This is a genomic window from Erwinia plantamica (assembly GCF_043420595.1).
Classification (GTDB): Bacteria; Pseudomonadota; Gammaproteobacteria; order Enterobacterales; family Enterobacteriaceae; genus Erwinia; species Erwinia aeris.
Map to the genome: position 1 here is coordinate 61,145 of NZ_JBGCUC010000013.1, position 13,705 is coordinate 74,849.

The following is a 13,705-nucleotide window of genomic DNA, read 5'->3' on the forward strand; positions in this document are numbered from 1 at the left end:
AAGCCTTTCCAAAGGGACGGGGAACTTCCCTGTGCATACGCTCGGGCCGACAGACCGGCCCACTAAAGGCTTAAGAGGCGGCTTGTGGTTCCTCTGCCATGATAGCAAACAGCTCTTCATCGCTTTGCGCAGCGCGCAGTCGGCGGCAGACCGTTTTATCGGCCAGACGTTTTGCGACCAGCGAGAGCGTGTGCAGATGCGTTTTACACTGATCGGCAGGCACCAGCAGGGCGAAAAGCAGATCGACCGGTTGATTATCGATAGCGTCGAAGGCTACCGGCTGATCGAGACGGATAAACACGCCTACCGCGCGCAGCGTATCTTCCACCAGCTTGCCGTGTGGGATCGCGATGCCGTTACCTATACCGGTACTGCCCATACGTTCACGCGTCAGGATCGCTTCAAAGATCGTCTGATGCGGCAGATTAAGCTGTTTGGCCGCCAGCTCGCTGATAATTTCCAGCGCCCGCTTTTTGCTCTGGCAGTGCACGCCGTTGCGGGTACAGGAAAGGCTCAGGACCGAGCTCAGTTCCAGTGTCAGGTCATTGTTCATCATAGGTTCACTTAGGTATTCACTTCCGCCTGGCAAAACGGCGCTGCCCGATCGTTCGGCAGGCCATCAGTCGAATGCATTATGCCCGTTGATTAACGGCCCGCCTTCTGCAATCAGAAGACGAGCCGGTTAGTTTACACCACATTCTTATCAGATAAGGGTGGCGAAAAAATAATCAATGCTGCAAGGGTAATTAATGCTGCTTCAGCTTGTCTTTATGTTTATTCAGCTGGCGTGTCAGCTTGTCAATCAGGCCGTCAATCGCCGCATACATATCTTTTTCTTCCGAGGTGGCGTGCAACTCACCACCGCTGACGTGCAGCGTCGCATCGGCGACCTGCGTCACCTTTTCCACCTTCAACACAATATAAACCTGCCCGATACGGTCAGTGTATTGCTCCAGCTTGGCGAATTTAGCCACCACGAATTCACGTAAAGGCTCGGTAATTTCAACATTCTGCCCGGTAATATTGAGTTGCATAAGCTCTTCCTTATCTGTTCGTTCAGACCAGCTGCTTGCGCTGATTTGAGGGCGGGATGGATAAAGACTCTCGGTACTTCGCGACGGTGCGGCGGGCCACGATGATCCCCTGGTCGGAGAGCAGGGTGGTCAGCTTGCTGTCGCTAAGAGGCTTGGCGGGATTCTCCGCCGAGATCAATTTCTTCACCAGCGCGCGAATGGCCGTGGAAGAGGCTTCGCCGCCGCTTTCGGTGTTCACGTGACTGGAGAAGAAATATTTCAGTTCAAAAATACCGCGTGGGCTGTGCAGGTATTTTTGCGTAGTAACGCGTGAAATCGTCGATTCGTGCATCTCTACGGCGGAGGCGATATCCGCCAGCACCATAGGACGCATAAATTCTTCACCCTGCTCGAAGAAAGCCTGCTGCTGGTCGACGATGCAGCGCGTGACCTTCAGCAGCGTATCGTTGCGGCTCTCCAGACTTTTTATCAGCCAGCGGGCTTCCTGCAAATTGCTGCGAATAAACTGGCTGTCGCTGTCGCTGCGAGAGCTACCGCCCAGCGAAGCATAGTGCTGGTTAATCTTCAGGCGCGGCACGCTGTCGGCATTCAGTTCCACCACCCAGCGGGCGCCGATTTTACGCACCAGCACGTCTGGGATGACATATTCCGGTTCGCTGGTATTAATCGACTGACCGGGACGCGGGTCAAGCGACTGGATCAGCTGCATGGCGTTTTTCAGCACGTCCTCTTTCAGCCGCGTGACGCGCATCAGGCTGCGGAAGTCGTGGTTAGCCAGCAGATCCAGATGGTCGCTGACAATAAGCCTGGCCTCTTTCAGCCAGGGCGTGTCATCCCCGAACTGCGACAGCTGCACCAGCAGGCAGTCGCGCAGATCGCGTGCGCAGACGCCGATCGGATCGAACCGCTGAACGCGCTTCAGTACCGCTTCGACTTCTTCCGCAGAAAGCTCTTCGTTGCCGATACTCTCCTGGATCTCCTGAAGAGAAACGGTCAGATAGCCGGTCAGATCCACGGCGTCGACAATGGCGGTGGCGATGGCGCGATCGGTATCGGTAAAAGGCGTCAGCTCTACCTGCCACATCAGGTAGTCCTGCAACGACTGGGTGGTTTCGCCCTGATAAACAGGCAGCTCGTCGTCGTGGTAGTCGGTGCCGGTGCCCGACGGCGTGCCGGCGGTGTAGATTTCGTCCCAGGTGGCGTCGAGCGGCAGCTCTTCCGGCATATCTTTTTGTTCCAGCGCCTCGCGGGTATCCAGCGCCTCTTTTTCCTGATATTCGCGGCTGTCGACTTCTTCGTGAAGATCGGTTTGTTCAAGCAGCGGGTTGCTTTCCAGCGCCAGCTGAATTTCCTGCTGGAGTTCAAGCGTAGAGAGTTGCAGCAGACGTATCGCCTGCTGCAGTTGTGGCGTCATGGCAAGCTGTTGGCTAAGCCTGAGCTGCAAACCTTGCTTCATATTCAGGATACTTATTCCTTAAAAATCTTGACCGGTCTGAACACCTTATCAGAGTCTGAACTCTTCGCCCAAATAGACGCGCTTAACTTGTTCATCCTGGAGGATTTGCTCAGGCGAGCCGTGAGCGATCAGGTGTCCCTGACTGACGATATAGGCTCGTTCGCAGACGGCCAGCGTTTCACGGACGTTGTGATCGGTGATCAGCACGCCCAGGCCGCTGTCGCGCAGGTGTTCGATAATCTTTTTGATATCGATAACCGAAATCGGATCGACGCCTGCGAAAGGCTCATCCAGCAGGATGAATTTAGGGTTCGCCGCCAGCGCGCGGGCGATCTCTACGCGACGGCGTTCACCGCCGGAAAGCGCCTGACCCATGCTGTCGCGCAGGTGCGCGATATGGAACTCTTCCATCAGCTCGTTGGCGCGATCGGTTCGCTGTTCCGCCGTTAAATCTTCACGGATTTGCAGCACCGCCATCAGGTTGTCGTACACGCTCAGGCGGCGGAAAATAGAGGCTTCCTGCGGCAGATAGCCGATGCCCCGACGCGCGCGCGCGTGCAGCGGCAGAATACTGATATCTTCATCGTCGATAACGATGCGGCCCGCGTCGCGCGGCACAATGCCCACCACCATATAAAACGTGGTGGTCTTACCGGCGCCGTTCGGGCCCAGCAGGCCGACGATCTCACCGGATTTTACCTCCAGGCTGACATCTTCCACCACGCGTCGGCCTTTGTAGGCCTTCGCCAGATTTTGCGCAATTAAAGTCGCCATGGCTTAGTTACTCTTCTTGGGGGAGGAGGCGTTTTTATCCTGCAGCTGCGAAGGCACCAGCACGGTAGTGACGCGCTTGCCGGTATTGCCGTAGGCCTGCATTTTCTGCTCTTTCACCAGATAGGTGATGCGATCGCCTTTGACGTTGCTGTCCAGCTGCTCCAGATAAGCGCTGCCCGTCAGCTCGACGAAATCCTTCGCCAGCTCGTAGTGCATTTTCTGCGCATGGCCTTTAACGGGCTTGCCGTTGTCCTGCATCTGATAAAACGTCGCCGGATTGCCCCAGGCATCCACGATGGTTTTGTTGCTGTCGCCGTTCGGACGCGTGACCACAACCTTATCCGCGGTGATTTTGATCGAGCCCTGGGTCACGATGACGTTGCCGGTAAAGGTCGCCACGTTGCCCTGCATATCCAGCGCCTGATTTTCGGAGTCCACGTTGACCGGCTTATCCGAATCGCCCGTCAGGGCAAGAGCGGGCAGGCTGGCAGTCAGCAGCAGGCCGAGCGTCAAAAACTTAAGGTTGGTTCGCATTCTGAATTTCATAGGAGGTTTTGACCTTTTCAATCAACTCGGCGGTTTTCTTCCGTAAATTGCCACGCATCTTCATGCCGCTAGAGCTGAAGCTGTTGCCGTATAAGGTTACCCGATCTTCTGAGGTAACGTCCTGCGTGACAAGGTTCACTACGGCGTTATCGGTTTTAATTCGTTGTAGCTGGGCGTCCTGGGCCAGACTGTTGACCTCGACGTGGCCGTAAAGATAGAGCATACGGTCATTGGTTAGTTTGGCCTTGTCTGCCCGTACCGACCAGGTGGGCACTTTGTTTTCGTCATAGGTGGTCATGACCGGATTATCGAACCAGCTTACCGCGTCGGCGGAAAAGTAGGTTACTTTCTCGGATACCAGCTTGTAGCTCAGTCCGCCTTCCGGGTTATACACCACCGTATTGGACGACTGGCTCGTATAGGTCGGCTCCAGCGCGTTGCTGGCCGCGGGCGCAGGCTTATCCGTATCGGCCAGGTTCCAGCCAATCAGCACGATCGCTACCAGCGCCAGCAGGAGCGTAATCCAACGCCTTGTTTTACTCATACAGACTGCCCTTTGGCCTTATCAAACTTATCCTGCGCGATTAGGATCAGATCGCAAATTTCACGTACGGCGCCGCGTCCGCCGGCGAGGCGGGTAACGTAGTTGGCACGAGGAAGCAGCACGGGATGCGCATCGGCTACGGTCACGCTCAGGCCGACTTCCGCCATTACCGGCCAGTCAATCAGGTCATCGCCAATGTAGGCGACCTGCTCCGGCATCAGCGACAGTTTATCCAGAAGTTCGCAGAAGGCCAAAAGCTTATCCGACTGGCCCTGGTAAAGATGCGTAATGCCCAGCGTGGCGCAGCGATCTTCCAGCAGCTTTGCCTTGCGACCGGTGATAATAGCGACTTCCACGTCCGAGGTCAGCAGGCAGCGAATGCCGTAGCCGTCCCGCACGTTGAAGGCTTTTAGCTCCTCGCCGTTATTGCCCTGGTAAATCACACCGTCGGACATCACGCCATCTACGTCACAAATCAACAGCTTAATTTCACGCGCGCGGGCCATCACGGTCTCGCTCACGTCGCCATAACAGGTACTTATCCAGCTTGCGCCAGCCATTTTTTATTCCTTGTTAAACCACGCCGGCACGCAGCATGTCGTGCATATGCACTACGCCAAGCAGCCGATCGCCGTCGGCTACCATTAAAACGGTAATATTACGGCTCTGCATCAGATTCAGGGCATCGACCGCCAGCGTATGGGGCCGCACCCGTACGCCGCCCGAGGTCATAACGCTGGCGATACTGGCATGTTGAATATCAATGCCCATATCAAAGACGCGTCGCAGATCGCCATCGGTGAAAATCCCTTCGATCTTCATCAAATCGTCACAGATTACCGTCATACCTAAATTCTTACGGGTGATTTCCAGCAGGGCGTCACGCAGCGAGGCGTCACGGCCGACGCGAGGAATTTCATCGCCGCTATGCATAATATCGTCAACGGTCAGCAGCAGCTTGCGGCCCAGTGCGCCACCCGGATGGGAGAGGGCGAAATCCTCAGCCGTAAAGCCGCGCGCCTTCAGCAGCGCTACCGCCAGCGCGTCACCCATCACCAGCGTTGCCGTGGTGCTGGTGGTCGGCGCCAGCCCCAGCGGACAGGCTTCCTGCGGTACTTTAACACAGAGATGGATATCTGCCGCGCGGCCCATCGCGCTGTCGGGACGGCCGGTCATACAGATAAGCGAGACGCGCAGCCGCTTCAGCACCGGGATCAGCGCCAGGATCTCGGAGGATTCGCCGGAGTTGGAAATGGCGATAACAATATCGCCCGAGCTGACCATGCCAAGATCGCCGTGGCTGGCCTCTGCCGGATGCACGAAAAACGCCGGGGTGCCGGTGCTGGCGAAGGTGGCCGCCATCTTTTTGCCGATGTGGCCCGATTTCCCCATGCCCATCACCACCACTTTGCCGTGGCAGTTGTAAATTTGCTTACAGGCTTCGGTAAAGTCTTCGTTAATGTACCGATCGAGCTGTTCCAGTCCCTGACGTTCAATCGTCAGAACATCTTTCCCCGCCTGCTGAAAATCAAAGTCGGGCCGTAGAGTAACAGGTGACATAGGTTCTAATCCTTTTACCAAAAGGTGGCCGAAGGAAGCCAGTAGAGTAACGCGACCCAGGCAACAAAGCCTGTCAGCAGCAGCGCGCCCGCCACTCTGCCGATACAGCGGCTACGGCGCAGGCAGATAAGCGTAAACAGCGCGCTGACGCCCAGCATGATCCAGTAGTCGCGGGCAAAAGCATGCATATCCACCGCGCCCGGATGCAGCAGCGCCGGAATGCCAAGTACAATGGCAATATTGTAGATGTTAGAGCCGATCAGATTGCCGATGGCGATATCATCTTCGCCTTTCAGCGCGCCGGCAATCACCGTAGCCAGCTCCGGCAGGCTGGTGCCGACAGCGATCACCGTCAGGCCGATCACCAGTTGGCTGACGCCAAAAAAATTGGCGATAACCGTTGCGTTGTCGATAACCATACGGGTCGACATCGGTAAAATAATCAGCGCCACGCCCAGCCAGAGAAACGCCACCGTGTTGCCTGTATCGTCACGCGGCAGTTCGGCAAGCTGTTCGCGCGTCAGCGAATCCGTATCGCCACGCTCCGCTTTGCGGGCAATGTTGATAATAAACAACAGGTAGCCTGCCGCAAAGGCAATCAGGATCAGGCCGTCATTGCGGCTTAGCATATTATCAAACAGCAGCAGGCCGCTGATTAATGTAATCAGCAGCATCAACGGCAGCTCGCGCGCCAGCAGCCTGGAATACAGCCTTAAGGGATGCAGCAGCGCCGCGCCGCCGAGGATCAGCAGAATATTGGTGATATTGGAGCCGACCGCCGTGCCAACCGCTAAATCCATCTGGCCGTGCAGGGAAGCGGAGAAAGAGACGATCAGTTCAGGCAGCGAGGTGCCTATGCTGACCACGGTCATGCCGATAATCAGCGGAGGAACGCCAATTGCGCGGCACAGGATAGCCGCGCTGAACACCAGACGATCTGCACCATATACCAGCAGGACCAGGCCGATAATCAATAGTGCGGTAGCTACAAGCATGAAATGTCCTTTGATCGGGTATAATCGTCGGCTTGCCTTGCACGACGAGCAAAACGGGCCGGTAAAATGGCCGCGAACGCGCTGATTTTGACGGTCTGAAAGCAAAAAGTAAAACTTATGCCAACTTTCGCTACGTCAGACGGATAAGTTTCTGTAAAAGTGTCCAGTTCCGCTGGTTATACGTTACCATCGGTAGAGGATGAAATGCCTGGAAAAGAGGATAAGAGGTCACAATGAGCCAGACGGAGACGAATTTGGTGGACGTTCGGGGCGTAAGCTTCGCTCGCGGCGATCGCCCGGTTTTCGATAACATCTCGCTTACGGTGCCGAAAGGGAAAGTCACAGCCATTATGGGCCCTTCAGGCATTGGTAAAACCACGCTGCTGCGTCTGATCGGCGGTCAGCTGCGTCCCGATGCCGGCGAAATCTGGTTTAACGGGGAAAATATCCCCGCGCTTTCGCGCTCGCGTCTCTACGAAGCGCGTAAAAAAATGAGCATGTTATTTCAGTCCGGCGCGTTGTTTACCGATCTGACGGTGTTTGACAACGTCGCCTGGCCGCTGCGCGAACATACGCAGCTGCCGCCCGCGCTGCTGCACAGCACGGTGATGATGAAGCTGGAAGCCGTCGGCCTGCGCGGCGCGGCTCAGCTAAAGCCTTCCGAGCTGTCCGGCGGCATGGCGCGGCGCGCGGCGCTGGCCAGAGCTATCGCGCTGGAGCCGGATCTGATTATGTTCGACGAACCTTTCGTCGGGCAGGACCCGATCACCATGGGCGTGCTGGTCAAGCTGATTGACGAGCTGAACCACTCGCTGGGCATGACCTGCATCGTGGTTTCGCACGACGTGCCGGAAGTGCTGAGCATTGCCGACTACGCCTACATTATCGCCGGACAGAAAGTTATCGCTCAGGGAACGGCCAGCGCGCTGCATGAAAATGAAGATGCCCGAGTTCGCCAGTTTATCGACGGCATCGCCGACGGCCCGGTTCCTTTTCGTTTTCCCGCAGGCGACTATCTGCAGGATCTAACCGGCTCAGGGAGTTAATCTGATGTTACTACGTGCACTGGCGTCCGTCGGACGTCAGGGGATCAATATTTGCGCCTCGTTTGGCCGCGCCGGGCTGATGCTTTTTCACGCGCTGATAGGCATTCCCCGCTTCCGCAAACACGCGCCGCTGGTGATCAAGCAGCTGTACAGCATTGGCGTGCTGTCGCTGCTGATTATCGTGGTTTCCGGCCTGTTTATCGGCATGGTGCTGGGTTTGCAGGGCTATCTGGTGCTGAATACCTACGGGGCCGACAGCAGCCTGGGGATGCTGGTGGCGCTGTCGCTGCTGCGCGAACTGGGGCCGGTCGTCACGGCGCTGCTGTTTGCCGGCAGGGCAGGCTCGGCGCTTACGGCGGAAATCGGTCTGATGAAGGCGACCGAGCAGCTCTCCAGCATGGAGATGATGGCGGTCGATCCGCTGCGCAGGATTATCTCTCCTCGCTTCTGGGCCGGTTTTATCAGTATGCCGCTGCTGACGCTAATTTTCGTCGCGGTAGGTATACTGGGCGGCGCTATCGTGGGCGTCAGCTGGAAAGGCATCGACGGCGGCTTTTTCTGGTCGGCGATGCAAAACGCCGTGGATATCCGTACCGATATCGTCAACTGCGTGATCAAAAGCGCCGTTTTCGCCTTTACCGTCACCTGGATTGCCCTGTTTAACGGCTACGATGCCGTGCCGACTTCTGAAGGCATTAGCCGGGCGACGACGCGTACTGTAGTACATGCTTCTCTGGCTGTGCTCGGTTTGGATTTTGTGCTGACAGCACTGATGTTTGGGAACTGATTCGATGCAAACGAAAAAAAGCGAAATTTGGGTAGGGGTCTTTTTACTGCTGGCGCTTTGCGCGGCGCTGTTTCTCTGCCTGCGCGTGGCGGATCTGAAATCCCTGGGCAGCGAACCCACCTGGCGGCTCTACGCTACCTTTGACAATATCGGCGGGCTGAAAAGCGGTTCGCCGGTGAAAATTGGCGGCGTGGTAGTTGGCCGCGTGACGGATATCGGCCTGGATGAGAAAACCTATCTGCCGCGCGTCTCGATGGATATCGAAGACAAATATAATCAGCTGCCGGATACCAGCTCGCTGGCGGTCAGAACCTCTGGCCTGCTGGGCGAACAGTATCTGGCGCTCAACGTCGGTTTTGACGATCCGGAGATGGGAACGGCTATGCTTAAGGATGGCAGCACCATTCAGGACACCAAGTCGGCAATGGTGCTGGAAGATCTGATAGGCCAGTTCCTGTATAAGAGCGGCAACGGTAACGAGAGTAAAAACGCGGCGCCGGAGAACGGCGGCGAGCCTGCCCCGGCCGCAGCGACTAACCCTTAAGAGGAGCAGTAATGTTTAAACGTTTCCTGATGGTGGCCATGTTAATCATCGCCCCGGTCGCGGCTAACGCTGCCGCCGACCAGACCAACCCTTACAAGCTGATGAACGAGGCGGCGGAGAAAACCTTTACCCGTCTTAAAAACGAGCAGCCTAAAATCAAGCAGGATCCCAACTACCTGCGCCAAATCGTGCGTGAAGAGCTGCTGCCCTATGTGCAGATTAAATATGCCGGCGCGTTAGTGCTGGGACGTTACTACAAAGAAGCGACGCCTGCCCAGCGCGAAGCCTATTTCAAAGCCTTTAGCGACTACCTGGCGCAGGCTTACGGCCAGGCGCTGGCGCTCTACCACGGTCAGACTTACCAGATCGCACCTGAGCAGCCCTATGGCGATGCCAATATTATTGCCATCCGCGTCTCCATCATCGATCCTAACGGCCGCCCGCCGGTTCGCCTGGACTTCCAGTGGCGTAAGAACAGCCGCACCGGCGACTGGCAGGCCTACGATATGATCGCGGAAGGCGTCAGCATGATCTCCACCAAGCAGAACGAGTGGGCGGGCATTCTGCGTCAGAAAGGCGTCGACGGCCTGACTGACGTGCTGAAAAACGCGGCCAGCCAGCCGATTACGCTGGACAAGCAGCAGTAATGGATCAGCTTAACTGGCGCATCGAGGGCAACCGCCTGCATCTGGCGGGCGAGCTGGAGCGGGAAACGCTGGCCGCACTGTGGCAGCAGCGCGAAACGGTCATGAAACAGATTGATACCATTGATGTCTCCGCGCTGGACAGAGTCGATTCAGCCGGGCTGGCGCTGCTGGTGCACCTGCGTCAGATCGCGCTGGGGCAGGGGAAAGCGCCGGGATTTACCGGTATTACCGACAAACTGCGTTCGCTGATCGCGCTGTATAATCTGCAGCAGTTTATTACCGCCGAACGCTGACGGCCCGCGCCCGTTCCTGATGAAAAAGCCTCTGCACACGCGGAGGCTTTTTTGCCTGTTTAAGATAGCTCCGCTTTCCACTACTATGTAGGCCTGTTTATCCTCAACCGAATTTAGAAAATCCCATGGAAACTAGTGAAATCCAATCCGTGCTGATGGCCGCGCTGCCGCTGCAGGAAGCCATTGTAACCGGCGACGGCAGCCACTTTCAGGTGATCGCCGTAGGCGAGATGTTTGGTGAACTGAGCCGCGTGAAAAAGCAGCAGGCGATTTACGCGCCGCTGGCGGCCTATCTTGCCGACAACCGTATTCACGCGCTGTCCATCAAAACCTATACGCCGGAAGAATGGGCACGTGACCGTAAGCTGAACGGTTTTTAAGTCGCCGTTTTCATCGCTTCGGGCGGTGAAGCGGCCGTACTCTATTGCTGATTAATTGAGAGCAGGTTTAATGGATAAATTTCGTGTGCAGGGCCCGACCCGTTTAAGCGGGGAAGTGACCATTTCCGGTGCTAAAAACGCTGCGCTGCCGATTCTTTTCGCTGCTCTGCTGGCGTCCGATCCCGTAGAAATTCAGAATGTCCCGAAGCTTAAGGACATCGATACTACCATGAAGCTGTTGAGCCAGCTGGGCGTAAAAGCGGAGCGCAACGGCTCGGTGCACCTGGATGCCAGCAACGTCAATATTTTTTGCGCGCCTTACGATTTGGTAAAGACCATGCGCGCTTCGATTTGGGCGCTTGGCCCGCTGGTGGCGCGTTTCGGTCAGGGGCAGGTTTCTCTGCCTGGCGGCTGCGCTATCGGCGCGCGTCCTGTCGATCTGCACATTACCGGCCTTGAGCAGCTGGGTGCCGAGATCAAGCTGGAAGAAGGCTATGTTAAAGCGTCCGTCGACGGCCGCCTGAAAGGCGCGCACATCGTGATGGATAAGGTCAGCGTAGGCGCAACCGTCACCATCATGAGCGCCGCCACGCTGGCTACCGGCACCACCGTGATTGAAAACGCCGCCCGCGAGCCGGAAATCGTCGATACGGCGAACTTCCTGAATACGCTGGGCGCGAAAATCACCGGTGCCGGCAGCGATCGCATTACTATCGAAGGCGTTGAGCGCCTGGGCGGCGGCGTTTATCGCGTATTGCCGGATCGTATTGAAACCGGCACCTTCCTGATCGCCGCCGCGATTTCCGGCGGTAAAGTTGTCTGCCGCGACACGCAGCCGGCTACGCTGGACGCGGTGCTGGCCAAGCTGCGTGAAGCGGGAGCAGATATCGAAACCGGCGAGGACTGGATCAGTCTGGATATGCACGGCAAGCGGCCAAAAGCGGTCAACTTCCGCACCGCGCCGCATCCTGGCTTCCCAACCGATATGCAGGCGCAGTTCAGCCTGCTGAATCTGGTGGCGGAAGGCACGGGCGTGATCACCGAAACCATCTTCGAAAACCGCTTTATGCACATACCGGAGCTGATCCGTATGGGCGCGCATGCGGAAATTGAAAGCAATACGGCGATCTGCCACGGCGTGGAGAAACTGTCCGGCGCTCAGGTCATGGCCACCGATCTGCGCGCTTCCGCAAGCCTGGTGCTGGCTGGCTGCATCGCGGAAGGCACCACGATTGTGGATCGTATTTACCATATCGATCGCGGTTATGAGCACATCGAAGACAAGCTGAAAGCGTTAGGCGCTAATATCGAGCGCGTAAGCGGCGACGAATAACGCCGTTTGAAGCTGACTGGCAACGGGGCGGTAGAAATCTACCGCCTTTTCTTTATGAGCGAATAAGCTTTTTACGGTCGAGCAGGGCATGGGTGACAGGATCGTAATAGCGGCTGGGCCAGATCTCGGCCGGATGGATGTTCAGGGCATTGGCGATAATCCATTCGCCTTTAGGCCACGGCCTGAACAGTGCGTTAGCAAGCGTGGACGAGCTTAATCCGGCCTCTCGTGATACCTCGGCCAGCGTGGTGCCTTTCTTTTTCAGACCTGCAATAATATCCGCGTTATGCCAGTCCGCTTTCTTCTCTAGCATCTGCTTTTTCCTCCATGGACGCATCGCTATTTCTGGAAACATCAGGACGCAACATTGCCGTCTCTACGGCAGCGATTGCGAACATGATGTGAATATTTAAGGCGTTAGCCTTTAAATATCGCAGTCAGATTTATAACAATAATCGCTAAGATATTTCCAATAAAATTTAAGCAGCGTTTTGTTTTTGAGGCGTAATGCGCAAAAGTTACGTAACAGCGTGATGCATTACATTACAAAAAGGGATCCAGGAGGCGTTGTACAGAAAGGAAAAAGCGCGGCTGACCGCGCTCAGGGATTAAAATTCGCGCTGCACCGACATATGCGCCAGCGCTTCCAGCGCGCTGCGCCACGGCGATTCCGGTAGGGCATTCAGACAGGCGATGGCCTTGTCTGCTTCGCGTTCTGCCGATTCCCGTGTCCAGGCCAGCGAGCCGCACTGTTGCATGGTTTCCAGTACGGGTTCCAGCAGATGGCGACCGTTACCTTGCTCAATCGCGCTGCGGATCATCGCTGCCTGCTCCGGCGTGCCGTTACGCATGGCGTGCAGCAGCGGTAAGGTTGGTTTGCCTTCGCTAAGGTCGTCACCAACGTTTTTACCCAGCGTTTTACCGTCGGCGCTGTAATCAAGAAGATCGTCGATAAGCTGGAAAGCGGTGCCGATATAGCGGCCATAATCCTGCAACGCCTTTTCCTGCTCCGGCGTGGCCTCGGCCAGGATAGCGGAAGATTGGGCGGCGGCTTCAAACAGGCGAGCAGTTTTACTGTAGATCACCCGCATATAGCTCTCTTCGGTAATATCGGGATCGTTACAGTTCATCAGCTGCAGCACTTCGCCTTCCGCTATCACGTTAACCGCTTCCGACATCAGCTCCAGCACGCGCAGCGAACCAATGCTGGTCATCATCTGAAAAGCACGCGTGTAGATAAAATCGCCGACCAGCACGCTGGCCGCATTGCCGAAAGCAGCGTTGGCGGTGGCTTTGCCGCGGCGCATATCCGATTCGTCCACCACGTCATCGTGCAGAAGGGTGGCAGTGTGAATGAATTCTATCAGGGCTGCTACGGTAACATGTTGTTTACCGGAGTAATTCAGCGCGCGCGCGGCCAAAACGGCGATCGTTGGGCGGATGCGTTTGCCTCCACCGCTGATGATGTAGTAACCCAGCTGATTGATGAGGGAAACCTCAGAATTCAACTGCTCGAGTATGGTTGCATTGACGTCCGCCATGTCCTGCGCGGTGAGTTCGTTTATCTGTTCTAAGTTCATCAGTCTTTTCAGCTATTGCCCACTTTGCGGCTATGATAAGCGTCTTTACCCGTGCCTGCGGCATGTAATGTATAACAGATTGTACTTGAAAATGGCGACTGTGAAACATTTGGCTGTGCTTTGCGTTTTTTTTCTGCAATACCCGCTACCTGGCACTTGTCATCGCGTGCGAAGTTGCGTAGAATT

At 56.3% G+C, this 13,705-nt stretch carries 18 protein-coding genes; 7 read left to right on the plus strand and 11 right to left on the minus strand.

What is annotated here, in order from left to right; all coding sequences use genetic code 11:
- Positions 1-70: 70 nt before the first annotated feature.
- The 9 genes from ptsN to AB3U87_RS14680 form a co-directional block, all read right to left on the minus strand.
- Positions 71-553, minus strand: a complete 483-nt coding sequence (gene ptsN / locus AB3U87_RS14640; RefSeq protein ID WP_199746329.1) for a PTS IIA-like nitrogen regulatory protein PtsN — start codon at positions 551-553, stop codon at positions 71-73.
- Between the two features lie 193 nt (positions 554-746).
- A complete protein-coding gene (hpf, locus tag AB3U87_RS14645) occupies positions 747-1,034 on the minus strand; it encodes a ribosome hibernation promoting factor (protein ID WP_125287085.1) in 288 nt (95 codons plus the stop codon).
- Positions 1,035-1,056: 22 nt separating this feature from the next.
- Entirely contained in the window at positions 1,057-2,490 is a 1,434-nt protein-coding gene (rpoN, locus tag AB3U87_RS14650) for an RNA polymerase factor sigma-54 (protein WP_394149520.1), read from the minus strand.
- Positions 2,491-2,538: 48 nt separating this feature from the next.
- The gene (gene lptB, locus AB3U87_RS14655) at positions 2,539-3,264 is read right to left on the minus strand and encodes an LPS export ABC transporter ATP-binding protein (RefSeq protein WP_253457868.1); all 726 of its coding nucleotides are present in this window, start codon (positions 3,262-3,264) and stop codon (positions 2,539-2,541) included.
- A 3-nt stretch (positions 3,265-3,267) separates the two neighbouring features.
- Positions 3,268-3,810: a lipopolysaccharide ABC transporter substrate-binding protein LptA gene (gene lptA, locus AB3U87_RS14660; RefSeq protein WP_125287088.1), complete on the minus strand. Its 543-nt coding sequence runs from the start codon at positions 3,808-3,810 to the stop codon at positions 3,268-3,270.
- Positions 3,782-4,354, minus strand: a complete 573-nt coding sequence (gene lptC / locus AB3U87_RS14665; protein WP_253457871.1) for an LPS export ABC transporter periplasmic protein LptC — start codon at positions 4,352-4,354, stop codon at positions 3,782-3,784. Before lptC ends, lptA begins: the two co-directional genes overlap by 29 nt.
- Positions 4,351-4,914: a 3-deoxy-manno-octulosonate-8-phosphatase KdsC gene (kdsC, locus tag AB3U87_RS14670; RefSeq protein WP_394149523.1), complete on the minus strand. Its 564-nt coding sequence runs from the start codon at positions 4,912-4,914 to the stop codon at positions 4,351-4,353. The genes lptC and kdsC overlap by 4 nt, the downstream gene beginning before the upstream one ends.
- A 13-nt stretch (positions 4,915-4,927) precedes the next feature.
- Complete coding sequence (gene kdsD, locus AB3U87_RS14675) at positions 4,928-5,914, minus strand: arabinose-5-phosphate isomerase KdsD (protein ID WP_253457877.1); 987 nt, start codon at positions 5,912-5,914, stop codon at positions 4,928-4,930.
- 14 nt (positions 5,915-5,928) lie between these two features.
- A complete protein-coding gene (locus AB3U87_RS14680) occupies positions 5,929-6,909 on the minus strand; it encodes a calcium/sodium antiporter (protein WP_301250723.1) in 981 nt (326 codons plus the stop codon).
- A gap of 233 nt (positions 6,910-7,142) precedes the next feature.
- Here AB3U87_RS14680 and mlaF point away from each other — a divergent pair, with 233 nt between their 5' ends.
- From mlaF to murA, 7 genes are all read left to right on the plus strand, one after another.
- Positions 7,143-7,955: a phospholipid ABC transporter ATP-binding protein MlaF gene (gene mlaF / locus AB3U87_RS14685; protein WP_125287093.1), complete on the plus strand. Its 813-nt coding sequence runs from the start codon at positions 7,143-7,145 to the stop codon at positions 7,953-7,955.
- A 4-nt stretch (positions 7,956-7,959) separates the two neighbouring features.
- Complete coding sequence (gene mlaE, locus AB3U87_RS14690; protein WP_253457882.1) at positions 7,960-8,742, plus strand: lipid asymmetry maintenance ABC transporter permease subunit MlaE; 783 nt, start codon at positions 7,960-7,962, stop codon at positions 8,740-8,742.
- A gap of 4 nt (positions 8,743-8,746) precedes the next feature.
- Positions 8,747-9,286, plus strand: a complete 540-nt coding sequence (gene mlaD / locus AB3U87_RS14695) for an outer membrane lipid asymmetry maintenance protein MlaD (protein ID WP_301250721.1) — start codon at positions 8,747-8,749, stop codon at positions 9,284-9,286.
- Between the two features lie 11 nt (positions 9,287-9,297).
- Entirely contained in the window at positions 9,298-9,933 is a 636-nt protein-coding gene (gene mlaC / locus AB3U87_RS14700; protein ID WP_253457885.1) for a phospholipid-binding protein MlaC, read from the plus strand.
- On the plus strand, positions 9,933-10,226 hold the full coding sequence (gene mlaB / locus AB3U87_RS14705; protein WP_253457888.1) for a lipid asymmetry maintenance protein MlaB: 294 nt from the start codon (positions 9,933-9,935) through the stop codon (positions 10,224-10,226). The genes mlaC and mlaB overlap by 1 nt, the downstream gene beginning before the upstream one ends.
- 125 nt (positions 10,227-10,351) lie before the next feature.
- Complete coding sequence (ibaG, locus tag AB3U87_RS14710) at positions 10,352-10,606, plus strand: BolA family iron metabolism protein IbaG (protein ID WP_125287098.1); 255 nt, start codon at positions 10,352-10,354, stop codon at positions 10,604-10,606.
- Between the two features lie 70 nt (positions 10,607-10,676).
- Complete coding sequence (murA, locus tag AB3U87_RS14715) at positions 10,677-11,939, plus strand: UDP-N-acetylglucosamine 1-carboxyvinyltransferase (RefSeq protein ID WP_253457891.1); 1,263 nt, start codon at positions 10,677-10,679, stop codon at positions 11,937-11,939.
- 52 nt (positions 11,940-11,991) lie between these two features.
- Here murA and AB3U87_RS14720 read toward each other — a convergent pair whose 3' ends face one another.
- Positions 11,992-12,252, minus strand: a complete 261-nt coding sequence (locus tag AB3U87_RS14720; RefSeq protein ID WP_253457894.1) for a helix-turn-helix domain-containing protein — start codon at positions 12,250-12,252, stop codon at positions 11,992-11,994.
- 295 nt (positions 12,253-12,547) lie between these two features.
- On the minus strand, positions 12,548-13,519 hold the full coding sequence (gene ispB / locus AB3U87_RS14725) for an octaprenyl diphosphate synthase (protein ID WP_253457897.1): 972 nt from the start codon (positions 13,517-13,519) through the stop codon (positions 12,548-12,550).
- Positions 13,520-13,705 lie beyond the last annotated feature (186 nt).

Bases quoted from the DNA above. Each gene is read 5' to 3' on its own strand.
- ptsN (WP_199746329.1), bottom strand. From the start codon at position 553: ATGAACAATGACCTGACACTGGAACTGAGCTCGGTCCTGAGCCTTTCC.
- hpf (WP_125287085.1), bottom strand. From the start codon at position 1,034: ATGCAACTCAATATTACCGGGCAGAATGTTGAAATTACCGAGCCTTTA.
- rpoN (WP_394149520.1), bottom strand. From the start codon at position 2,490: ATGAAGCAAGGTTTGCAGCTCAGGCTTAGCCAACAGCTTGCCATGACG.
- lptB (WP_253457868.1), bottom strand. From the start codon at position 3,264: ATGGCGACTTTAATTGCGCAAAATCTGGCGAAGGCCTACAAAGGCCGA.
- lptA (WP_125287088.1), bottom strand. From the start codon at position 3,810: ATGAAATTCAGAATGCGAACCAACCTTAAGTTTTTGACGCTCGGCCTG.
- lptC (WP_253457871.1), bottom strand. From the start codon at position 4,354: ATGAGTAAAACAAGGCGTTGGATTACGCTCCTGCTGGCGCTGGTAGCG.
- kdsC (WP_394149523.1), bottom strand. From the start codon at position 4,914: ATGGCTGGCGCAAGCTGGATAAGTACCTGTTATGGCGACGTGAGCGAG.
- kdsD (WP_253457877.1), bottom strand. From the start codon at position 5,914: ATGTCACCTGTTACTCTACGGCCCGACTTTGATTTTCAGCAGGCGGGG.
- AB3U87_RS14680 (WP_301250723.1), bottom strand. From the start codon at position 6,909: ATGCTTGTAGCTACCGCACTATTGATTATCGGCCTGGTCCTGCTGGTA.
- mlaF (WP_125287093.1), top strand. From the start codon at position 7,143: ATGAGCCAGACGGAGACGAATTTGGTGGACGTTCGGGGCGTAAGCTTC.
- mlaE (WP_253457882.1), top strand. From the start codon at position 7,960: ATGTTACTACGTGCACTGGCGTCCGTCGGACGTCAGGGGATCAATATT.
- mlaD (WP_301250721.1), top strand. From the start codon at position 8,747: ATGCAAACGAAAAAAAGCGAAATTTGGGTAGGGGTCTTTTTACTGCTG.
- mlaC (WP_253457885.1), top strand. From the start codon at position 9,298: ATGTTTAAACGTTTCCTGATGGTGGCCATGTTAATCATCGCCCCGGTC.
- mlaB (WP_253457888.1), top strand. From the start codon at position 9,933: ATGGATCAGCTTAACTGGCGCATCGAGGGCAACCGCCTGCATCTGGCG.
- ibaG (WP_125287098.1), top strand. From the start codon at position 10,352: ATGGAAACTAGTGAAATCCAATCCGTGCTGATGGCCGCGCTGCCGCTG.
- murA (WP_253457891.1), top strand. From the start codon at position 10,677: ATGGATAAATTTCGTGTGCAGGGCCCGACCCGTTTAAGCGGGGAAGTG.
- AB3U87_RS14720 (WP_253457894.1), bottom strand. From the start codon at position 12,252: ATGCTAGAGAAGAAAGCGGACTGGCATAACGCGGATATTATTGCAGGT.
- ispB (WP_253457897.1), bottom strand. From the start codon at position 13,519: ATGAACTTAGAACAGATAAACGAACTCACCGCGCAGGACATGGCGGAC.